The sequence below is a fragment of the Burkholderia sp. MSMB1826 genome, assembly GCF_001526325.1.
In the GTDB taxonomy this organism is placed as follows: domain Bacteria; phylum Pseudomonadota; class Gammaproteobacteria; order Burkholderiales; family Burkholderiaceae; genus Burkholderia.
In genome coordinates this window covers 1-23,593 of sequence record NZ_LOYN01000042.1, presented here as the reverse complement: position 1 = coordinate 23,593, position 23,593 = coordinate 1, and the positions used below count along the sequence as shown (strand labels likewise).

The following is a 23,593-nucleotide window of genomic DNA, read 5'->3' as shown; positions in this document are numbered from 1 at the left end:
GACCGGACGAATCGTCTAGATTCCGCTGCATTCCCGTATCCGATTCGAATGGAGATCGCCGTGATGACCGTCGACCAGATTACCCAGCGCCGCCGCGGCGTCGGCCTCATCGCCCACGACCCCGCGCTGTCCGCGGGCGGCTATACGCTCATCGCGCCGCAGACGGCCGACGGCAACGTCTATCTTGTCGGCATCGACGGCGAGGTCGCCCACCAGTGGAAGATGCCCGTGCGTCCCGGCCGCCACGCGGTCATCCTCGCGAACGGCAATCTCGGTTACAACGGCAATCATCCGCACTCCGAATCGCGCTACGCACCGTGGTCGATGTGGCACGGCGGCGATTTCTACGAGGTCACGCCGCAAGGCGACATCGTGTGGCGCTACGAGGATCCCGCGCATCACCACGACGCGCAGTGGCTGCCGAACGGCAACCTGCTGTACGCCGCGTGCGAACCGGTCGACGCGGCATTCACGCGGCGCGTGCCGGGCGGCACCGCGCACGGCGACGACGAGGTGATGTACGCGGACGTGATCCGCGAAGTGAACCGCGCCGGCCGGATCGTCTGGGAATGGCATGCACGCGACCATCTGCGGCCGGAGGATTTTCCGATCGCGGCGGGGTTCGGCCGCTACCACTGGCCGCTCGTCAACGGTCTCGCGGTCGACGCGAACGGCCGCGTGCTGATGAGCCTGCGCACGACGTCGGGAATCGTCGGCGTGAACCGCGCAACCGGGCGCGTCGACCTGAGGATCGGGCCCGACGTCGTATCGCACCAGCATGCGCCGGTGCCGCTGCCGAACGGCCACATCCTCGCGTTCGACAACGGCAATTTCCGCCACGGTGCGCACGTCGCATTCTCGCGCGTCGTGGAAATCGATCCGGCGACGCAGCGGGTCGTGTGGTCGTATGCGGACGACGTCGCGAACCTGTTCTACACGCCGTTCATGGGCAACGCGCAACGCTTGCCGAACGGCAACACGCACATCACCGAATCGTCGACGGGCCGACTGTTCGAAGTGACGCCGGCCGGCGAGGTCGTCTGGGAATACGTGATCCCGTGGTTCGCCGAATACCCGGACGAAGCGGCGCGCAAGACCGGCCCCGGCCAGTTGAACAGCGTGTTCCAGACGTTCCGCTACAGCGCCGCGCAATTGCCCTGGCTACGGACCTGAGCTTCCGTTCACCGCCGGTTTCCGGCCATCGTCTCCGTTCGCTTCCGAGGGGCCTGCCGTGTCGCACGATCCGATCTCCCTGCCCGTCGATGCCCGGCTGCCCGCGTGGCAGCTCGCGCTGTTCGGGCTGCAGCACGTACTGTCGATGGCCGCGTCGCCGATCACCGCCGTGTTCCTGATCGCGAAAACGCTCGCGCTGCCGGCCGACCTGACGGTCCAGCTGATCGGCGCGACGTTCTTCGCGTGCGGTATCGGCACGCTCGTGCAATCGCTCGGTGTCGGCCCGATCGGTGCGCGCATGCCGTTCGTGATGGTGCCCGGCGGCGCACCGACGATGCTGTTCGCGGGCATCGCCGCGCAAGCGGGCCTGCCGACCGCGGCCGGCGCGGCGCTGCTCGCCAGCGCGTTCTACTGGGTGCTGCTGCCCGTCTTCACGCGCTGCCTGCGGCTCTTTCCGCGCATCGTCGTCGGCGCGATGTTGTTGCTCGTATCGATCAACCTGATCCGGATCTACGCGACGATCGTCGTCGGCCAGCCCGGTTCGGCCGACTTCGCGCAGCCGCGCTCGCTCGGGCTCGCGCTGGCGACGATCGTCGCCACCGTCGTCGTCGCCGGCGCATTCCGCGGCACGGCCGGACGCCTCGCGGTGCTGATCGGGCTGATGGCCGGCGCGACGCTCGGCTGGGCGCTCGGCGCGATGCCGGCGCTCGGCGACGTATGGCACGGCCCGCTGTTCACGCATCCGGCGTGGCTGCCGTTCGGGATGCCGCGTTTCGACGTGCTGGCTGCGCTGCCGCTGCTGATTTTCACCGCGGTCTCGATGGCCGAGGCCACCGCGCAGACGGTCGCCGTCGGCGAAACGTGCGGCAAGGCGATCGCGCTCCGGCGCGACGTGCCGAAGACGATACGCGGCGACGCGCTCGCATCGCTGGCCGGCGCGCTGTTCGGCACGCCGCTGATCGTGACGAGCGCCGAGAACATCGGCGTCGTGCAGACGACCGGCGTACGCTCGCGCTACGTGACGGCGGCCGCCGGCGCGATCCTGCTCGTCGTCGCGCTGTTCGCGCCGCTCGCGCGGCTCGCGTATGCGATTCCGGCCGCCGTCGTCGGCGGCACCGCGCTGGTCGTATTCGCGATGATCGGCGTGATGGGCATTCGGCTGCTCGCGAGCGTCGACCTGCACGCGCGCGCGAACCAGTACACGCTCGCGGCCGCCCTGGTGGTCGGCCTCGCGCCGATCCTGGTGCCGAACCTGTATCGCCATTTCGGCGCGCCCGTGCAGATCGTGCTCGGCAACGGCATGGCGGCCGGCACGCTCGCGGCCATCGCGACGCAACTGGCGTTCGCCGCGCTCGCGCGGCTGGGCGGACAAGCGCACGCGGCGGCAGCTGCGGCGCCTGCGCGCGACGCATGAAGGCCGCGGCACGCTCACGCGGCGCGACGCTGCTGCTCGTGTTCGTCTACTGACGATGGACAACGACGGCGTCGACGACACGCGTGCCGCGCACCGACGCACCGACGCGCCGGCGCGCCGGCCGACCGGACATCGGGACGATTGCCGGCGTCACCGCGTCCGGCTATAAAGCGGGAATGGACACGGATCGCTGGATTCACGACCCCGTCGGCGCGTTTCGCGTCTGGCAGGAAACCGCCGCGACCGGCGCCGGCCACCGGCCGTTCGCGCCGCGTTCGGTCGTGCAGCATGTCGCGATGTTCGAGCGATTCCTGCGCCACCTGAGCGCACAGCGCGTATCGCTCGCCACGTTCGGGCCCGACCACGTCGCGGCCTTCCTCGCGGAACTCGACCGCACCTGCGCGCCCGGCACGTCGACACGCGTGCGTTATGCGAAGCTGATCGACCGACTGGGCCGGCATCTGGTCGACGCCGGTGTGCGGACGATTCATCCGGCCGGCCGATCGACGCGCGATCTCGCATGGCCGGACGGCGAGCCCGAGCCGTGCTACCTGCCGCCCGATGCCGACACGGCGCTGCAACGCCACGTGCAGCCTCGCGCGGACGACACGCCGGCCGACTGCCGGAATCGCGCGATCGTCGCGCTGCTGCTCGCGAGCGGCATCACGTCGGCCGAAATTCGCGCGGCAACGGGCAACGCGCTCGATCTCGACGCGCGGCCGGCGGTGTTGTCGGTGCCGCGCGATCGCGCGCGGCCGGCGCGCCGGATCGAGCTCGCCGCGTTCGCGGTGGCGCCGCTCGCCGCATGGCGTGCGCGCTCGGAGCTGCGGCCGTCGGCGCTGCTGTTTCCCGCGCCGCGCGGGGGCGCAATGAACGACATGTTCCTGCTGCTCGTCGTGCGCGACGCGCTGAACGCGATCGGCTTTCATGCAGCGGACATGAGCCCGCGCGTGCTGCGCAATACGTATGCGCGCCGCCAGCTGCTCGCGGGCCACGCGCATGCCGACGTCACCGCGATGCTCGGTCTCGCCAGCATGCGAACGGTCACGCGCATTCGGCAAACGCTGTCGCCCGATGCGGCCGCGAATCGCGCCGCCCACGAGCGCTGAACGCGCGCCGCCGGCGCGGACCGTACGCCTGCCGGCTCGCTATTCGCCCGGCTTCGACTGGACCAGCCGCAGAATCCGCGTGTCGTACGGCGCTTGCATCACTTCCGCGACGCGGATGTCGGACGCGGCCGGATGCAGCGGATTCAACAGGAAGTTATGGGCATGCGGCACGACGACGCTCGGCACGCGCAGCAGCGCGCTCGGCTGCGTGTGCAGCCACTCGGTGCCGGCGCTGCGGGTCCAGTCGACGTTCGTTCGCCAGTCCTCCGGTGCATCGCCTTCGGCGATTTCGGCAACATCCACCGAATCGGGTACTTCGATACGCAGCAACTGGTATCCGCTCGGCAATTGCGCGACGGTGGCGATTTCGAAATGAACCAGCGTCTCGAGCAACGCGAGCGCCGGATGCTCGGCGAGATACACGACGGGCTGCCCGGCGAAATGCCAACGGCCGCCGGCCCGCAATCCGCCAGTGCCTTTCAGATCGGCGTAATTGCTGATCCGCCACAGCGTCGTCAAGCGAAGTACCCCTCGTCGATCTGCGTGAGGGCCTCTTCGACGAGCCGCGCACCATGCTCGGTGCTCGCCATGTCGAGCGACGTGCGGCCGCCGAAGCGCTGGAGCCCGTTGCGCAGCCACGCCATCGCCTTGTCCTGGTCGCCGAACGTGGCCGCCGCCTGCGCGACGATGCGCGCGAGGCGGATCGCCTTGTCCGACTCTTCCGGCGACAGGCGTTCGTGCGCCTGGCGACGATGACTCAGCGTGCGGCGCGGAATGATGAAGGCCAGCTCGTCCGATTTCAGCCCGCGCTCGGACAGGCGGTCGATCACCGACACGTCGACCCGCGCGCTCGCCAGCTCGGCCAGATCGGCGCCCGACCGGACGCGGATCGCGAGCAGCTGCTCGAGAATCGTGAATTCGGCCTGACGCGGATGAGCGACGCCCGAAGGATGAAAAGCGATGGTGCTCATGACCTGACCTCTCTGCGGCAATTTGCCCAATCATTATAGGCGTTTTGCCGAATGCTTGCGGGTGGTTGAGCGATGGGCTTGCCGATCGGGCTGCTGGACCCGTATTTGGGGATACGCGAATCGGAGATTCGCCCCGGTGATGGAGCCGAAAAATTCAGTATATAAAGTCATCGACCGTGATGACACGAAGTTGTCACGTAACAATTTTCCGATGGTGCTACGCGAAGTGAAGGAGCCGCCTCTTTCCCCAGCCCGATTGGTCGCGTCCCGCGCTAACACGTCGAACTCTGCCGATTACACGTCGACCGACTGCTCCAGCCAGCAGCCGGCCTCTCCCATCGGATATCGGTGCAATTCATCCGACAACACCAATCCACCACAAAAAAGTGCATCACCCGCCGTACCGGCCCCTGTTCCTCGCGCGCCAATATCCGCTCTCCAAACGCGTGTCGCCCGAATTCCTCGTCTCGATGCAGGGCATACCGCACTGCCTACTCCTACCCGCCCCGTCCACCGCCGCAAATTACTTCGTACACCTGATCATAGAACCGAAAGTAGAAAGTAAGGCGCACGCCATCATCGAAAGCCAGCTGTAACACCGGGCCCAGACCGAATCGATGCGCAAGCCGCCTCATCTCCCCGCCTTCTGCATCGCGCACTTATCAGGACATGATCGCTTCTCGTAGCGATCCCCGGACCGACCCGTTCCCGCTCGTCGCGCGCTACGAATCGCGTCCGTGCCCGCTCCGACCGCTTCCGTACACTCGAAATCGCGCCATGCGGCGCCGGCGGCGTGCATCTTGCGTACGGCCGCGCCTGACGGGAGCCTTGCATGTTGTCCATCGACGGAATGGGTTTGGGGTTGAACTGGCAGCGTTTCCTGTCGCAAACGCTGGACCCCGACCTCGCCCCGAAACCGCCGCGCAATGCGGACGGTACGTCCAACGACGGCCCGAACAACGGCCCGGTCAATCCGGTCACCCCGACCACCACGCCGCCGATCCCGGTGCAGGCCGATCTCGGCACCGATCCGTCCAAGCCGACCAACCCCGAAATCGCGTCGGCCACCGCCCTGCTCCAGAGCATGGCCGAACAATATCGCGTGGCGCCGCCCGAGATCACGGTCGACAACGACACGACGCGCGCCGTCCAGGGTGTGATCCAGGACGCGCAGACCAAGTACGACCACGCGCAGCAGGCGCTGCAAGGCGCGCAGGGCGTGCTGCGGATGACGAACCGCGACCCCGATGCGACGCCCGACGAGCGCAAGGCCGCACGCGACAACTACACGAAGGCGCACGATGCGGCCGACACCGCGCAACGCGAGCTCGACGTGACGACCGACGCCGGCTACCGGATCCTGTACGGCGAGCAGGCGAAAGCCGACCAGTACAGCGCCGACCCGACGAACGACAAAATCGAGGGGCCCGCGCAACAGCAGGCCGATGCGAAGCTCGCCGCGCTGCAAAAGCTGTTCCCCGATCAGACGAAGGCGAATCCGAACTTCGTCCCGCAGCAGGGCGATTGCAAGACGCCCGCCCAGGTCCAGGCCTACGACGACTGGCAATCGGCGACCTCGAGCGCGGTAACGGCTCAGGCGAAGTACTGGGCAGACGTCAGCAATGCGAATCTCGCCTACAAGCAGTTCCAGTCGTACATGGCCGATCCCGCGTACAAGGACGCGATCGACACCGGCGTCGGCAAGCTGAACGATGCGCTCGCGCCGCTGCAGTTGCAGGTCGATCTGCCCGATCCGCCGCCGGCCGATGCGAACGGCAACGTCGACATGCACGCCGTTCAGACCGATATCGCGCAGGCCGCGAAGATCGCCAATTACTCGAACGCGGCCTATGCGGCGTCGCTCGACGCGCAGCAGGTCACGACGCTGCAGCAGAAGTACGACGCCGACAGCGCGTGCCTGATCGGCTCGACGCCCGGTGCGGCGAAAGACGACAAGGCCGCGCTCGATCGCGCGACCACGCAGGCGAACACGAGCGGCAGCTACATGCAGATGCTCGGCGCGCAGTTGAGCGTCGACGACTTGCAAGGCAAGTACGACGCCGCGAAATCGGCGTCCGACGACTGGCATACCGCGAATCCGCACTCGCTCGATCCGCATCCGACCGTCGATACCGACCTCGCCGCCGCATCCGATGCGCTCGCGCAGGCGAAGCAGAAGGCCAGCCTCGCGCACGACGGATTCGTCGTCGCCTACGGTCAGACGCTCGCGCAGCAGTACGACGACGCCGGCGCGCAAATCGATGCGCAGCTCAAGCCGAAGGTGCCGTTCGTGCTGCAGAACCCGACGCCGACGCTGTCGACGAATCCGCCGCCGTCCGCAACGCCGCCGTCCCCGTCGGCGCAACCGTCGCCGTCGCTGAGCACGTCGGTGCCGAGCACATCGAGCACGCCGGCGCCATCGACGACGCAGACGCCGACGTCGTCGCTGAGCACGTCGACGCCGCCCAGCGCGCTGTCGACGTCGCTGCCGCCCACGACGCTGTTCACGAATCCGTCGTTCGTGCTGCAGCCGCCCGGCTCGAACACGTCCGTGCCGACCACCGCGACCGGCCAGACCGCGCTCGACGCGAAAAAACTCCATGTCGTCGCGGGCGCGCTGCGCGCGGCCGACGGCCGGCTGTCCAACACGTTCAACGACGCAGCCGCGAAATTCCAGCTCGCGAACGCGAAGGCGCAGCAGGGCGTGCTGAAGGGCAAGCTCGCCGACATGCAGAAAACCTACGACGACTGGTACGCGAACAACCCGACGCCGGTGCGCATGCGCGAGGTCAACGGCGACGAGATTCCGATGCGCACGCCGCTGCGGCCGAATCCGTACCAGGACCAGCTCGACCAGGCGCGCAACGACCTGCAACAAGCCGACGCGACCGTCAACAAGCTGCAGTTGCTGACCGAGATGTCGCATCAGCAGGTGCTGCTCGACCAGTTCGATGCGAGCCTCGCCGAGAACCTGCGCAATCCGCAGAGTCAGGATGACAAGGATGCCTATTCGAAGGCGCTCGACGGCTTCTTCCGCGCGCATCAGGGCGAACTGTCGCAATCGCTGCTCGATCAAGCCGGGGCGAGCACGAACAAGGCCGCGACGATCCATTTCGGCAAGCTGACCGACAACGAGCAGCGCAACCTGATCGGCACCGCGATCGGGCTGCCGCCCGACGTGCAACCGTCGTCGGATACGGGCACGCCCACCGCGCCCGTCAACGACGACACGGTGCGCTACACCGACAAGGACAAGCTCGACACGATCGACAAGGTGCGCGGCGAAATCCTGAAGCTCGGCGGCGGCAGCGGCACGCAGGTCAACGTCCTGCCGCTGATCTATTCGGACAAGACGGCCGGCATGGTGACGAGCGCACTCTTCAAGGTCACCGACAGCAAGGGCCACGTCCAGTACGTCGACGACACGTCCGCGCATTACGACAATGTCGGCGACTACCTCGACAACAACCAGCTTGCGTCGAGCGGCACGCTCGATCTCGTGACCGGCTACGACGACAACGGTCACGCGCAGTTCCAGCAGAAGGCCGCGCATCACGACGACTGGTTCGACAGCGCGCTGAACACGCTGACCGGCGGCAAGGTGAACCTGGGGATGATGGGTCTCGGGCTGCTGATGGAAGGCGCCGGCGTGCTGCTCGACGCCACCGGCGTCGGCGCGTTCGCCGGCGGCGCGCTGAACTTCGCGGGCGCGGTGATGATGGACACGGCGATCGGTTCGAGCATGACGAAATCCGCGCTCGATATCGGCTCGCGCCTGGAACACAACCAGAGCGTCAATCCGTTCACCGACGCCGGCGCGCGCGGCGACTGGCTCAACCTCGTGCCGATGGGGGCGGCCGGCGCGGCGAAGTTCGCGGGCTCGGAAGTGTTCGGCAAGACGATCACCGCACTCACCGGCTCGGCGAAGGCCGCGCGAGTGACCACGGCGATCGTGCGCGGCACGTCGCTCGCCACCGGCATCGGCGCCGCGGGCGAAACCTTCGGCGAAGCCTATGTCGATTTCAAGAACGGGAACAGCGAGAAGGGCTGGGAGGATCTCAAGTCCGGCTTCACGAACGTCGCGCTGATGGGCGCGGGCGGCGTGCGGGACCGCGTGGTCAACGCGACGGTTCGCGTCACGGGCCGGCCGGTGGTCGCCCGTTCAGCGGGTGGCGAACGCATCTCGATCGACGGACAGCAACTGCAGAAGATACTGACCAGGAACGAGCCGTCGCAACTGGCGTTCGGTGCGACGCGCGCATCGCTCGACGGCGTCGACGTCAAGGTCGCGAAGGACGGCACGCTGATGGCGGGCGACAAGGTACTCACGTACGACAACATGCCCGTGCGCGTGCTCGACTCGCTCAACAACAAGGATCTGAACAACCTGCCGCGCGGGACGTCGGTGATCCTCGGCGAGAACGGCGAACTGAGCATCGTCAAGCTGACCGGCAAGACCTGGACCGAAGGCACGAAGATCGATTCGGTCACGGAAACGGGCGACCGGCTGTCGTTCGGCAGCGACGGCGAAATCGTTGCGCCGTCGAAGCTCGTCGCGAAAACGCCCGCCCCGGCGCGCAGCGACCCGCGACAGCCGGCAAGCGACGCGGCCCCGCCGGCCGACAGCGCGCCGCGAACCACGCCGGCCGACGAAGCCGCGGCGCGTGCCACCGAAGCGAACGACACGGCCACCGCGACCACGACCGCCAGCGCACGCAACGCGCAGCACACGAGCGAAGCACGGACCACGCGCGACGAGGAGCAGCAGGAAACGCGCGCGTCCGATTCGCACGTCGCCGCGCAGAATCGCCGCAGCAGCGACCTGCGCGCGGAGAACGATCCGGCCGTCGCGCGGGCGCCCGGCGCACCCGGCGCGGGCGCGCTCGCAGAGCCGGCCAGCGTCGCGCCGCGCACGCCGGTCCGCGTGATCGACCTGACCGACGCCGACCCGGCCTCCCGGCCCGCGACGCTCGACCCGGCCGGCGTGTCGGTGCCGCGCGGCCCGTCCGTCGAAGCGCTCGACTACGGCGAACATACGCTCTTCATCGTGCGCAACGGCGAGGATCCGGCAGCCGCCACGCCCGAGGCTGCGCGGCCGCGCGCGGCGGGCGCGCTGCCCGCCGACGTCACGGAGCCGATCGTCGTCATCGCCGATGCGGCCGACGCGCACGTCGCGCCCGAACTCGCGAACCGCTGGCAGCGGCCGGTATTCGCGGCCGCGCCGGACGCGCTGCATACGGACGGCACGTTGCGCGCCGACGCGCCGCTCACGCGCTACCTGCCCGCCCCCGACGCAGCGGCGGCAGGCGGCCGCGTCGTCGGCACGAACGCGCAGGCGGCGCACGTCGATGCGGCGGGCGTCGTCGAGGCCGATCCGCCCGCGGCGAATCCGGAAGTGCCCGCCGCGCGCCGCGCGCCACCGCCCGCGAACGACGATACCGTCGTCGTGCTCGCAACGGCCAGGCGCCACGTCGCCGATCCCGAAACGCACGCCGCCCTGCCGCAGCCGCCCGCTCGCGGCGCGCGCGCGCTGGACGGCGCATTCAGTGCGCCGAATCGGATCGTGGTACTCGTCAAGCCGGCCGAACGATCCGCGTCGCAAGCGGCGAACGACGCGCGCGACGCATCCCGGCCGCCGAAGCCGGCCCGCGACGCACGGGCCGACGACCACGCGCTCCCGGCCGCCGCACACCCGGAAACTACCGAAGCACCGCCGGACCCTGCGCTTGCCGGCCCGGGCCTGTTCACGCGGCTGCAAATGCGTTTCGGCGGCGCACCGCTGCCGGACGCGGTCCACGCGCTCGCGCAGCAGTCGGACACGCTCACGCAGCAGTTGCGGATGCTGAGCGATGCCGGCTGGCGCGTGAGCCTCGGCAAGCGCGGCGGCGGCAGCCGGATCGACCCGAAGCGACGCCGCGTGACGATCGATGGCGGACTGCACGATTCGGGCAGCATCACCTACACGCTCGCGCACGAGGCCAAGCACGCGGTCGAGGCGATCGACGGCACGCTGGATTCGCTCGACTACAGCGGCCGCAGCCGCTTCACGCGCAAGGCGCTCGAAGCCGAAGCGCGCGCGCAGATCAACGCGTTCGAGGCGCGCTACGAGATCGATCTCGCGGGCGGCGGCGACATCGCGGCGAACACGACGCTGCCCGACGCGCTCCAGCACGAGGCCGACCGCTGGACGCCGTCGAGCGACTATGCGGGCACGGTCGCACGGCTTGCCGACGCGTTCGCCGACGCACCGGTGTCAGGCCGGCGCGGCGAGACGTATCAGGCGTTCTACGACGGCATCTGGGACAAGCAGAAACGCGACGGCGGCGCCCCGCGCCGGATGCCGGCGCCGCACACGACCGAATCGGCCGGCGGCGGCGCGCACCTGCCGCGCACGCTCGAGGAACAGGTGCAGTGGAGCCTCGCGCACGCGGAGGCGATCTCGCCGTTCGCCGAACGCGGGCGCAACGAGCCGCGACAGATGACGCTGCGGTTCCTGGACGAACGCTCGTCGTCGGGAATCGACGAACCGGTGACGATCGTTCGCGGCCGAACCGATGCCACTGGCCAGCTGCTCGACGCACATGGCCGCCCCGCACGGCACGTCGACTTTTCGATCGCACACTTCCTCGCCGGCACGTCGACCAGCGCCGGCAGCGGCTACGCGCTGGTCCTGGCCGCCGACAACGGCCACGCCGCCGCGGCATGGCTCACGAACACCTGGCAACGGCCAGTCTACGTGCCGGACGGCGGCACCATCCGCGCGTTCGACGCGGCCATGGGCGCCCCGGGCAGCATGCGCACGCAGGCGCGATTCGATTACGCACCCACATGGACTCGCTATGCGCCATCGCCGCGCGAGCGAATCGACTACGGCGAACTCGCCGTCGACGCGAACGGCCTGCACGTCGCGGGCGACCCGTCGCGGCGGCTGGACCCGCAAGCGCTGATCGGTCCGTTCCTCGGAGCCGGCATCGAGAAGAGCGTGTTCGAACTCGGCAAGCGCAACGCGATCGGCCTGTACGACGTCGATCCCGCGCGGCCGCGCGACGGCCAGCTCGCGAATCATTACGACGCGCTCGACACCGAACGCAACGGACTCGACCTGCTGCGCCGCTACGGCATGCGCACGTTGACCATCGATGGCCCGTTCTCGGTCGGCAACCGGATCGGGATCCTCTACCATCCGCTCGCCGAACTCAGCAGCCGCGCCGTCTCGCTCGGCGCGTTGCCGTCACGTGTCACGCACGAATCGATGCGACAGCTCGCGGCGATGCGCGAGATCGTCGAGCGCGATGGTCTGGTATTCGATTTCCAGGGGCTGTTCGACGCGCACGGCGACTTCTACTTCAGCGACCCGGCCACCGTATTCCGCACGGACGACCGCGAGGAAATCGACGCCACGCTCGAGGAAATCGACAACGTCATCGCGCCGCTCGAACGCGGCATCGACAACGGCAGCATCGCGCTCGCACATCCCGCGATCGCCGAATCGCTGCCGGAAGGCGCATTCGTCCAGAAGCCGTCGCTCTTCACGCGCATCCGGATGTGGTTCGGCGGCGCGCCGCTGCCCGATGCCGCCTATGCGCTCGCCGACCGGTCGAGCCTGCTCGCCGACCAGATGCGGCTGCTGAAGTCGGATGGCTGGCAGATCGTGTGGGGTCGTGCGGGACGCGGCAGCCGCACCGACGTCGATGAACGCCGGATCGTGATCGACGGCGGCCTGCGCGGCACCGGCACGCTCGTCTATACGCTCGCGCACGAAGCCGGCCACGCGGCCGACGTGTCGAACGACCGGCTCGGCCTCGACACCAGCAGCCCGGAGGCGTACGTGCAAAGCACGCTGCTCGCCGAAGCGCGCGCACAAGCCAACGCGTTCGCGGTGCGCAAGCAGATCCTCGAATCGACCGGCGTCGACATCGCCGAGCACGCGGTGCTTCCCGAAGAGATCGCGCGCGAAGCCGATCATGTGATGCCGGGCGACGAAACCGGCCTCGCACGCCTCGCCGACGCATTCGGCAATGCTCCCGTATCGGGCCGCGACGGCGAGCGCTACGGTGCGTTCTATGGCCGTGCGTGGGACCGGCAGCAACAGTCGGGCAGCGCATCGCTGAGCATGCCCGCACCGCACACGACCGAATCGTCCAGCGGCAGCGGCGGCGCACGGTTGCCGCGCACGCTCGACGAACAGGCGCAGTGGAGCCTCGCGCACGCGGACCGTGCGTCGCCGTTTCCGCGCCGCTGGTTCGGCGGCGGCTCGCCGAAACTGTCCTTCTCGCGCAACGGTCCGGTCTCCTATGCGAACGGCGAGCCGCTGACGCTCGTCCACGCGCGGACCGATGCGGCCGGCGGCCTGCTCGACGCACGCGGCCGCCCCGCCACGCCCGTCGACTATTCGATCGATCATCGCCATGCGTTCACGCCCGCGCGGGCCGGCGCGCCCATCGTCCTCGCAGGCGAAGGCGGCGCGGCGCACGCCGCGTGGCTCGCGAATCTTTGGCAACGCACGATCTACGTGCCCGACAGCGGCACGGTCCGCACGCTCGGCGAGCCGCGCAGCGACGGCACGCAGCACATGCAGTTCGGCGGCCCGGGCGCGTGGACGCGCTACACGCCGTCGCCGCGCGAACGGATCGATGCGGGCGCGCTCGCCGTCGACGAGCACGGGCTGCACGTCGCCGGCGATCCATCGCGGCGCGTCGATCCCGACGCGCTGCTCGGCCCGTTCCTCGGCGCGGGCACCGCGAAGGCGGTATTCGAACTCGGCAAGCGCAATGCGATCGGCGTGTTCGACGCCAGCGGCGACAAGGCGCGCACGATGCTCGCCCACGAAAAACGCGGGCTCGACCAGTTGACGCAGCTCGGCATGCGCACGGTCACGGTCGACGGGCCGTTTACCTACCACGGACGCGTCGCGGTGCTGTACAGCCCGCTGGCCGAGCTCGGCAGCCTCGAAGTGATGCACGGCATCCTGCCGAAACGCGTGACGCGCGAATCGATGCGGCAGCTCGCCGCGATGCGCGAGCTTGCCACGCGGCACGGCCTGTCGTTCGATTTCGAAGGCCTGTTCGATGCGAGCGGCGAGTTCTACTTCAGCGACCCTTCCGTCCTGATCCCGCATCCGGACCCGGCGACCAACCGCACGCCCGGGATGATCGATGCCGTCATCCAGCCGCTCGAACGCGGCATCGCGAGCGGCCACGTCGAACTCGCGCACCCGGTGATCAGCGAGTCGCTGCCGGACGGCGCGTTCGTCCAGAAGCCGTCGCTCTTCACGCGCATCCGGATGCGGTTCGGCGGTGCGCCGCTGCCCGATGCCGCCTATGCGCTGGCCGACCGGTCAAGCCTGCTCGCCGACCAGTTGCGGCTGCTGAACCCCGGCCGCTGGGAGATCGTGCAGGGCCGCGCCGGCGCGGGCAGCAAGGTCGATGCCGAACAGCGCCGGATTGTGATCGACGGCGGCCTGCGCAGCGCCGGCACGATCGTCTACGTGCTCGCACACGAGGTCGGGCACGCGGTCGACGTGGCGACGAACCGGCTCGACCTCGACACCAGCAGCCCCGATGCGTACGCGGAAAGCGCGCTGCGCGCCGAGGCGCGCGCGCAAGCCAACGCATTCGCGGTGCGCAAGCAGATCCTCGAATCGACCGGCATCGACATCGCCGAGCACGCGGTGCTCCCCGACGAAATCGCGCGCGAAGCCGATCATGTGATGCCGGGCGACGCAGCCGGCCTCGCGCGCCTCGCCGACGCGTTCGGCAACGCGCGGACCTCGCTGCCCGGCAACCCCGTCTACCGTGCGCTGTATCGCGCGCAGGCCGAGCAGGCGCTGCGCGACGGCGAAGCCGGGCGAACCGGTACGGCACCGCGGACGATGCCGTCGATGATGATGTGGCCGGTGCCGGACCCGTCGTCGTTCCTGCCGGCCGCCCCCACGCGCACGCCCGAAGCGCGCGCGGCCGACTGGCTCGATGCGCACGGCAAACGCGACCTGAAGCGGATCGACGGCACGCAGTTGGCCGACATCCGCGACCTCGCGCAATACGCAGGCCCCAACGCCCACGTGCTGATCGCGAAGCATGTCGACCGGCCGGCGGACGACGGCACGCATCCGCAACCCGAGTTCGTCGCGAGCCTGACCACCGATGCCCACGGCCAGCCCGGTCAGGTCGAATCGGCCGACCCCGGCGGTACGCCGTCGCACGACTTGCGCGATGCGCTCTATCCGGGCACGCGCCCACGCAAGCGCGGCGGCAGCGAAACGCCGCATGAGGCACGCGCGAAATTCGACTTCTACCTGTCGCCGGTGTCGCTCGACGAGTTGCGGCAATTCGGCGGCGCGGCGAAAGTCGAAGCCGTCGATTCGAAGCGCGTGTGGCATGCCGGGCCTTCCGGCGACGCGCCTGCGCAGGACGTCGTCGAGCAGATCGGCGAACTCGCCGCTGCACCGCAATTCAAGCGTCCCAAGGCGGCCGCGAAGGCCGCGGACGGCAGCACGACGATCTTCGCGGTAGACAGGAAGACCGGCAAGGTGCTCGGCTACGCCGTGCCCAAGCAAGATGGCAGCGGCTGGACCTATCACGAGAAGACCTCGGTCGGCGACGCGTCGATCGGCGAGCAGGATCTCGGCGCCGCCTTCCGTCGCCGCGCACGCGGCCTGCCCGACGGCCGGCGCGGCGTCGTGTTCGTGCCGTCCTCGCTACCGGAATCGGCGGTGTCCCGCTATGGCGGCTTCGCGCCGGCCGAGCGGGCGTTGCCGATCGCCGAGCAAAAGCCGCCGCCGATGAAAACGAGCGACCGCGTGCAGCGCCGGCTCGGCAAGATTCAGTCGAGAGGCAAGCCGCCGGCCGGCGCGACGCCGCTCGCCAACCGATGGGTCGCGCCGAACCTGCTGCCGAAATCGGCCGACGACGTGCACGATTTCAGCGGCGCGAACACGCTGCATCTACGGCGCGTGATCGATCTCGGCCAGGTCGGCCCCGAATACTTCATCTACGTCTACGGCACGGAAGGCGCGTTGATCGACACGCTGCACCAGCCGGACGGCATCCTCGCGACCCGCGACGGCACGCTGCAATGGTTCGACGACGCCGCGCATTTCGCCGACAAGAGCAAGCCCGGCGTCGACCTCGACAAGACGAAGATCGGCGGCGGGCCGGACGGCTCGGACCGGCACTTTCTCGTGACGCGGCTCGACCCGGCGGAATTCGATGCGCGCACGCAGCCGACGCAGGTCGCGGCCTATGCGCTGAAACAAGCGGAACTCGACAAGCAGTTGCGGAAGGCCGCGGCGGAATCGTCCGCTCCGTTCGGAGAACTGGAGAGCCGCATCGCGGCCGAACTGACGGCCGCGAAGAACCGGCAGGCCATACTTGCCGGCGATCCGGCGTCCGGCACTGCGTCCGCCAGCCCGTCCGCGAAGCCGAAAAAGCCTGCGCGCGGCAAGGGCAAAAAAGGCAAGCAGAACGCACCGGCGGCCCCCGCCCCGGCCGCGTCACCCGCGCCGCAGGCCGCGCCGGCCGGCAAACCGTTCAGCATCAAGACCTATCAGCCCGGCCTGACGAGCGCGACGGTCGCCGAATGGATCCTTCGCTTCGGCAAGGCGAAGGTCGACCACTGGTTTCCCGAGCACGAGCGCGTGAAGGCGTTCGCGGGCCGCACCGGCAAACCGCTCGATCTCGGCACCACGCGCCAGGTCATGATGGCCGACAGCGTGATGATGAAGGCGCTCGGCATCCCGTTGCGGCTCGCGCGCGACGCGTCGAGCATGCCGTGGCGCGGCCCGCTGTCGCGGCCCGACCATGCGGCGAACGTAGTGTCGCGCCATGCGAAGCGTGCGATCACCTATCTGTCGATCGCACGGGCCGCGGACCGGCATGCGCTGCAGGCCTATGCCCGCGCGAAACCCGAGATCCAGGATCGCCTCGCGCTGATGGCGCGCGGCTTCACGTTGCGCGACGACCCCGCCGAGATGCTCGCACTCGTGAAACGCTACGGCGGTGCGATGCCGGTGGTGTCGGTCGCGGTCGATCCGTATTCGCTCGCCGCCGCGCTCGGCCGCAAACACGACCCCGCCTTCATCCGCCGCGTGCGCGAACTCGGCAAGCTCGACAACGCGCAGTTCGACGAAGCGAACGCGCGAATCGACATCGACGGCACGGGCCGCCACCTCGAACTCGACGACCTCGGCCACCTGTACAAATGGCTCGACGCGGCGTCCGAAGGCGGCTTCGTGCTGCGTCTCGAAACCGCGCCGTCGCGCGCGCTCGTGTCGGCCGAAGACCAGCGCACGCTGGCGGGCACCAACGATGCGTACCACGACTACGTGCGCACGTTCGACGCGCTCGAAACGTGGGCGCGGGAGCACACCGGCGCGACCGCGCCGCATGTGATGGTGACGTTCCACGGCTGGGACGCCGTGCTCGAACCGGCGCCGGGCGACGGCCACCTGAAGCTCGTCGAGGCCGTGCTCGAGCGCAAGGAACTCGACTGGGTTCATCTCGGGCTGTCGTATGCGACGCACGGCTCGGACTTCGTCGCGAACCAGGACCTGACCGCCGCACTCGCCCGCAAGCTCGTCGAATACAAGCTGCATGCGCCCGACAAGCTCGCACGCCTGCATGGTGCCGACGCGCTCACGCGCGTGTTCGAACGGGTCGGCGCGCAGACGCTCGCGAACCAGCATCAGGTGCTGTTCGCCGAAGTCGAACGCGTCGGTCTTGCGAATGGGCTGAAGCCCGACCAGCTCGCGCAACTGCGCGCCGATCTCTACGAGGGGCACACGACCGCGCTGATGGACCGCGCACGGCAGGCAACGATCACTTATGCGAAGGAGAACTACTGGAATACCGCCGATCCCGCCAACCGGGCCGAGGAACGCGCACGCGATGCCGGCGATCGCTGGCTGAGCCAGTACGGCAGGCCCGATACCGCACGCAAGATCGACGCGCATGCGAACCCGAATGCATCGAGCACCGCGTTCTGGCGCGCGGTGGCCGCCGATCCGAAGCTCGCGATCGACGAGACCAAGCCCGTCATCGTGAACCGCGACATCGCCGCGCAGCCGAGCCACCAGCGCGGCAACCCGCAGGAGGCCGCGCTCGCGCAGCTCAACGCACTGCGCGTCCACCGGCCGTCGTTCGGCAAACGCGACTGGGCGTGGTCGCTGGGCTTCGGCGGCACGGTGGCCGGCGCCAGCTCGCTCGTGGCGCTCAACGTGTTCAACGGCATGACCGTGATGAGCTCGGATGCGCTGACGCACGCGAACACCGCGCTGTTCGTCGGCGCGCGCGCGGGCCGCGTATTCGGTGCGATGCACCAGGGCGCGGTGCAGAGCCTGCAGAGCGGCGACCCGCGCGCGGTGCACGACGTGCTCGATCGCCTGCAGCGCTCGCTCGCGCAACAGTTGACCGCACCGGTGCACGGCTACAACCCGGCACGGCTCGAACAGCTGGACCTGCTCACGAACGAAACGCGCGTGAAGGCGAGCCACTTCGTCGAAATGCATCGGCAGGGGCTCATCGGCTTCGACGATGCGGCCGCGCAGATCAAGGAATTGTCGGCCGACCTGCTCGCGAACATGCAGGGCATGGTCGGCGGCACGTCGCTCACGCAGCTGCATCACGGCAATTCCCGCCGGTTCCTCGGCCTCGTCGGGCGCGGCAGCGCGATCGTCGGCTATTCCGGGACGATCGCCGTCGGCGTGCACGGGCTCATGACCGCGCCGACCGTCGCGGGTGCGCTGACGACCGCGAGCGCAGGGCTCGCCGCGACCTATTCGGGCCTCGTCTACGCGGTCAGCGCGCACCGCGTGAACGCGGACAAACGCAGCCGCGTCGTGCGCCTGATCGATTCGACGTCGGATTTCGTCGGCGTCGCGAGCGGTATCGCGGGCACGATCGCGCAATACGACAAAGGGCACTACGGGCTCGCGGCAACCGCCGCGACATCGACGGCGATGCTGCTCGGCGCGCGCCTGAACACCCATTTCCCGAACGCGACGCGCTGGGTCAAAAAATACCCGACCGCGCTCATCCTCGTGCCGATCGGGATCTGGGGCTTCACGCAATTGCAGAGCCTGTTCTTCGGCCCGCCGTCGGGCGGCTCGGGATCGTCGCCGCACAAGCCGCAGACGACGCCGGCCTCGCCGTCACACCAGCCGCCGCAGCCGAGCGCCGGCACGCCGACGACCGGCCTCGCGCCGGGCACGACCGCCACGCAGCCGCCCGGGACCGGCACGACGGGCAATACGGCGCCCGCGCAGCCCTCCGCGCCGCCGTCGCAGGCCGCGCAGCCGTACATCGTCGTGGCAGGAGATTCGCTGTGGGTGATCGCCGACGCGCATCGCCAGTCGCTGCTGGACGCGGCGCACGTATCGCCGGACGACCGCAAGGCGATGACGCGCGACCAGCAGGATGCACGCGCGCTGAACGAGATCTTGCAGCTGAATCCGGGCCTGGCGTCGGCGCCGAACGTGCTGCGTGTCGGGCAGTCGATCAACGTCGGCTGATGCGCGCCGGCCCGTCGCTCAGCCGCTCCACGCGGACGACCGGATCACGCTGCAGAAGTTGCCCGCACGGAAATGCGGATCCTTGTCCGCGAGCACGTCGGCCTTCACGTTGCCGAACGTCGTGTCGGGCTTGTGCTTGATGCCGTCGTAGAACGCCTGAATGATGTCCTCCTTGAAATGCGGCGTGCGCGGATGCGCGCGCACGACCGCTTCCCGCTCGCTATCGCTGTATTCCGGATAAGCGAGGCCCAGCACGTCCATCTCGACGCCCGCCGTGACCAGCGCGACGACCGGATGCATGTGCTGCGGGATGCCCGGTGTGGTGTGCAAAGCGATCGCGGTCCACACGACATCGATGTCCTGTTGGGAAATCCCGTTGCCCTTCAGAAAATCGCGCGCGGCGTTCGCGCCGTCCACTTCGAAGCGCTCGCAAGCGCTGCTGTGCCGGTGCGTCAGTCCCATGTCATGGAACATGCAGCCGCAATAAAGCAGTTCGGGATCGTACTCGAGCCCGCGCCGCCGGCCCGCCAGCGCCGCGAAATAGAACACGCGGCTCGAATGGTGGAACAGCAGCTCGGACTCGGTATCGCGCACGAGCTCGGTGATCTCGCGCGTCAAACGCGTATCGGGAAGGGTGATGCCGGCAACGTTCACAGTCATGATCGACCTCCATGGAAGACATCCTCGATTTTCCGGATTCCGACCGATGTCTCCAATGAACGTATCACGCCTGATCCTGCCATTTCGCGCGACGAACGGACACGGCGCCTGCACGGCGCAAGAAGCGCCCCTATACTGCTGCGCATCACGTTCGATACCACATGCAATCGATCATGCCGAAGGTCGTGGGTATTTTCGCCGTTCCGGGTGTTCAACTGCTCGACGTCTCCGCGCCGCTCGACGTGTTCGCGCAAGCAAACACCGAGTGCGGCAAGCCGTTCTACACGTTGCGGGTCATCGCGAGCGGGCCCGGGCCGATCTGCAGTTCGTCCGGCGCACGGGTGCTGCCCGATTGGATCGCGCCTGATATCCCGGAGCGCCTCGACACGCTGCTGGTCGCCGGCGCGCCGCACGCCGGCCAGATCGTATTGCGCACCGACGTCCTCGCGTGGCTGCGCTCGGCGGCCGTGCAAAGCAGGCGCTACGGCTCGATCTGCACCGGCGCGTTCCTCCTCGCGGCCACCGGCCTGCTGAAAGGGCGCCACCTGACCACGCACTGGGCCGCCGCCGATGCACTCGCTAACGCATATCCGTCCGTCACCGTCGACGCCGACGCACTGTACGTACGCGACGGCAAGCTGCGCACCGGCGCCGGCGTCACGGCCGGGCTCGATCTCGCGCTCGCGCTGGTCGAGGAGGATCTCGGCCGCGAGATCGCGCGGCGCGTCGCCGCGCAACTGGTGATGTTCTTCAAGCGCCCGGGCGGGCAGCTCCAGTTCAGCCGCAAGGGCGAGGCGCGCCCCGCCGGGCGTTCGGTGCTGCAGGAAGTCCAGCGCTGGATCGCCGCCCATCCGGAACTCGAGCATTCGGTGACCGAGATGGCGAAGCATGCGGGCATGAGCCCGCGCCATTTCGCGCGACTGTTCCGCGCGGAAGTCGGCATGACGCCGGCCGCATGGGTCGAGGCGACCCGCATCTCGGCCGCCCGCCAGCTACTCGAGAACGGCCACGACACGCCGAAGCAGGTCGCGGCGAAATGCGGCTTCGCGAACGTCGATACGCTCAGGCGAGCGTTCACCCGGCACGTCGGCATCACCCCGGCCGAATACCGGAAGCGGCAAGCGACCCTGACTGCGTGATGCGAAAAGCACGACACCGGCGGCCTCGCAAAAATTAATTCGGAATGCGATTCAACTGTTCAGTCCGCTGGCGCTGCACCGATCGGCCCTGTTGCTCGCGCAGGCCACGCGCCTGCCCCGGCACGCCCGCAATCTTCAGAGGAAATCGCATGCCGCGCGAATCGTTTACCCAGTTGCAATAATGATTCGCTGCAACGCATATTTCCGACCGGTAACGCGATCGTTACGATGCAATCAACCGCTGAACGCCACGAGCGAAGCGCGAAATCAACAGAACCGGAGGTCACCATGAAGTCGTTCATCACCGCTGTCGTCGCCGCAACCGCACTGTCCGCATCGTATGGCGCATTCGCCCAATCGAACCCGTCGGGCCAGTTGACGCGCGCCCAGGTGCGTGCGGAACTCATCCAGCTCGAACAAGCCGGCTACAAGCCCGAAGTCTCCGATCAGTATTACCCGCGTGCGCTGCAGACCGCGCAGGCCCGCGTGACGAACGCCGATGAAGCCGGCTACGGCGCGCAGGCAGCCGCGGGCGCGCGTGCCGGCCGCGCGATCGCGGTCAAGCAGGAAGGCCGCGACTCGATCTATTTCGGCCAGTAAGCCGGATACGCGCCGGCATATTTCCCGCGTATTCCGATACGCACGCCGTACACGCGACACCCCGCTCCCGTTCATCGGGGCGGGGTGTTCGTTTTCCGGCCGTCCGCGCCCTTTGCCGCTCGCGTGCCGCGCGGCGCCGTTCACGCAAGCATCCGGTGTTTGCGCATAGAATGGCCGCGTGGTCGGTATCGGCCAGAACGCGAGCGAGCGGTATCGCGACGCCCGCCGGTCGGTCCGATGTCGCACTCGGCGCATTTTTCGAAAAGGAGCGGTTTCATGTCTCAAACATCCGGTTCCATGATCACGTTTCGCCGCCCGGACGGCCAGGAACTGCAGGGCTATCTCGCCACGCCGGCACGGACCGAAGGCGCGCCCGCGGTTGTCGTCATCCAGGAATGGTGGGGGCTGAACGACCAGATCCGCGGCGTCGCGGATCGCCTCGCGCGCTGCGGCTATTTCGCGCTCGTGCCCGACCTGTATCGCGGCAAGTCGACGGTCGAGGAGGAAGAAGCGCATCACCTGATGACCGGCCTCGATTTCGGCGACGCCGCGTCGCAGGACATTCCGGGCGCGGTCGCGTACCTGAAGACGCTGGCGCCGCGCGTCGCGGTGACGGGCTTCTGCATGGGCGGCGCCCTCACGCTGCTGTCGCTGCAACATGCCGAAGCGGACGCCGGCGTCACGTGGTACGGCCTTCCGCCGCTCGACTACCTCGATCCGGCCAAGCTCAAGGTGCCGCTGATGGGTCACTGGGGCACGCAGGATGCGTTCTTCAAGATCGACCAGGTCGACGCACTGGAAAAGAAGCTCACCGATGCGAAGGTCGGCTTCGAATTCCATCGCTATCTCGCGCACCATGCATTCGCGAACGAAACGGCCGTCGGCCCCGGTCGCATCGCCGGCACGCAGTTCGATCCGGTGTGGTCGCAAATGGCGTGGGACCGCACGCTCACGTTCTTCGGCCGGACGCTTTGGACGAAGCCGGCGTAACGTAACGCCGCTCCCCGCGCGGCGACGGTGCAAAAGAACACGCCACGGATTTCCGTCCGTGGCGTGTTCGTTTTCGCAACCGTTCGGTTCGATGGACGGACGCGGCTCTGCCGCTCCTGCCGTGCGTTGCGCTTAGCCGTTCGTCGCCGTTGCCGACGCAGCCGCCTTGTCGTAATCGACCGGCGCATCCGGCGCGCGCGGCGCTTCGCCCGCGCGCTGGATCCAGCCCCCGCCCAGTGCGCGGTACAGATCGACCAGATTCGTCCAGCGTGCCAGACGCGCGCTGATCAGCGACTGCTGCGCCGAGTACAGATCCGTCTGCGCGGTCAGCACCGACAGGTAGCTGTCCACACCGTTCTTGTAACGCAGGTCCGACAGGTCGAAGCGACGCTGCTGCGCGTGCTCGTTGCGCTCGAGCGCCGCGATCTGCTGGTCGTACGTGCCGCGTGCGGCCAGGCCGTCCGACACTTCGCGGAATGCCGACTGGATCGCCTTCTCGTAGTTCGCGATCTCGATGCGCTTCTGCACGTTCGCGAGATCGAGATTGGCGATGTTCTGCCCGCCCTCGAAGATCGGCAGCGCGATGTTCGGCGCGAACGACCACGCCGCCGTGCCGGCCTTGAACAGGCCGCCCAGCGTCGGGCTCGCGGTGCCGAACGCGGCCGTCAGCGAGATCTTCGGGAAGAACGCCGCGCGGGCCGCGCCGATGTTCGCGTTCGCGGCCAGCAGCGTCTGCTCGGCCTGCATCACGTCCGGACGGCGCGTGAGCAGATCCGACGGCAGGCCCGCCGGCACGTCCGTCAGCAGGTTCTGCGCATCGAGCGGCAGGCCCGCCGGCAGATCGTCCGGCAGCGGCTCGCCGATCAGCAGCACCAGCGCGTTCAGCGCCTGCGCGCGCGCACGTGCCTGCGCCTGCTGGTTCGCGAGCGCCGTCTCGACCACCGTCTGCGCCTGGCGCAGCTCGAGCTCGGAGCCCGTGCCGTTGTCGAACTGCAGCTTGGTCAGGTCGTACGACGCCTGCGCGGTCTTCA

The 23,593-nt window shown here is 68.7% G+C and carries 11 protein-coding genes; 7 read left to right on the top strand and 4 right to left on the bottom strand.

Annotated elements, in window-relative coordinates; genetic code table 11:
- Nucleotides 1-48: 48 nt before the first annotated feature.
- From WS95_RS23675 to WS95_RS23665, 3 genes are all read left to right on the top strand, one after another.
- Nucleotides 49-1,173: an aryl-sulfate sulfotransferase gene (locus tag WS95_RS23675; RefSeq protein ID WP_059826488.1), complete on the top strand. Its 1,125-nt coding sequence runs from the start codon at nucleotides 49-51 to the stop codon at nucleotides 1,171-1,173.
- A 58-nt stretch (nucleotides 1,174-1,231) separates the two neighbouring features.
- Entirely contained in the window at nucleotides 1,232-2,587 is a 1,356-nt protein-coding gene (locus WS95_RS23670) for a uracil-xanthine permease family protein (RefSeq protein WP_059826486.1), read from the top strand.
- Nucleotides 2,588-2,763: 176 nt separating this feature from the next.
- Nucleotides 2,764-3,696 (top strand): tyrosine-type recombinase/integrase, encoded by a 933-nt coding sequence (locus tag WS95_RS23665; protein ID WP_059826506.1) that lies wholly within the window; start codon nucleotides 2,764-2,766, stop codon nucleotides 3,694-3,696.
- Between the two features lie 39 nt (nucleotides 3,697-3,735).
- Here WS95_RS23665 and WS95_RS23660 read toward each other — a convergent pair whose 3' ends face one another.
- Nucleotides 3,736-4,215 carry an RES family NAD+ phosphorylase gene (locus WS95_RS23660; RefSeq protein WP_034208820.1) on the bottom strand — a complete coding sequence of 160 codons (480 nt, stop codon included), beginning with the start codon at nucleotides 4,213-4,215 and terminating at the stop codon, nucleotides 3,736-3,738.
- The gene (gene parS / locus WS95_RS23655) at nucleotides 4,212-4,667 is read right to left on the bottom strand and encodes a type II RES/Xre toxin-antitoxin system antitoxin (protein WP_050018210.1); all 456 of its coding nucleotides are present in this window, start codon (nucleotides 4,665-4,667) and stop codon (nucleotides 4,212-4,214) included. The genes WS95_RS23660 and parS overlap by 4 nt, the downstream gene beginning before the upstream one ends.
- Nucleotides 4,668-5,499: 832 nt before the next feature.
- Here parS and WS95_RS23645 point away from each other — a divergent pair.
- Complete coding sequence (locus tag WS95_RS23645) at nucleotides 5,500-19,173, top strand: LWXIA domain-containing protein (protein WP_059826479.1); 13,674 nt, start codon at nucleotides 5,500-5,502, stop codon at nucleotides 19,171-19,173.
- An 18-nt stretch (nucleotides 19,174-19,191) separates the two neighbouring features.
- Here WS95_RS23645 and WS95_RS23640 read toward each other — a convergent pair whose 3' ends face one another.
- Nucleotides 19,192-19,833: an HD domain-containing protein gene (locus tag WS95_RS23640; protein WP_034208823.1), complete on the bottom strand. Its 642-nt coding sequence runs from the start codon at nucleotides 19,831-19,833 to the stop codon at nucleotides 19,192-19,194.
- A gap of 173 nt (nucleotides 19,834-20,006) precedes the next feature.
- Between WS95_RS23640 and WS95_RS23635 the strand changes: the two genes are divergently transcribed.
- The 3 genes from WS95_RS23635 to WS95_RS23625 all read left to right on the top strand — a co-directional run bounded on the left by WS95_RS23635 (nucleotide 20,007) and on the right by WS95_RS23625 (nucleotide 22,562).
- A complete protein-coding gene (locus tag WS95_RS23635; protein WP_059826504.1) occupies nucleotides 20,007-20,972 on the top strand; it encodes a GlxA family transcriptional regulator in 966 nt (321 codons plus the stop codon).
- 288 nt (nucleotides 20,973-21,260) lie between these two features.
- Nucleotides 21,261-21,572 carry a DUF4148 domain-containing protein gene (locus WS95_RS23630; protein WP_059826477.1) on the top strand — a complete coding sequence of 104 codons (312 nt, stop codon included), beginning with the start codon at nucleotides 21,261-21,263 and terminating at the stop codon, nucleotides 21,570-21,572.
- A 276-nt stretch (nucleotides 21,573-21,848) separates the two neighbouring features.
- Nucleotides 21,849-22,562 (top strand): dienelactone hydrolase family protein, encoded by a 714-nt coding sequence (locus WS95_RS23625; protein WP_059826473.1) that lies wholly within the window; start codon nucleotides 21,849-21,851, stop codon nucleotides 22,560-22,562.
- Between the two features lie 132 nt (nucleotides 22,563-22,694).
- Here the strand turns inward: WS95_RS23625 and WS95_RS23620 are convergent.
- Nucleotides 22,695-23,593 (bottom strand): efflux transporter outer membrane subunit (locus WS95_RS23620; RefSeq protein ID WP_156444572.1); only part of this gene is annotated, 899 nt, incomplete at its 5' end.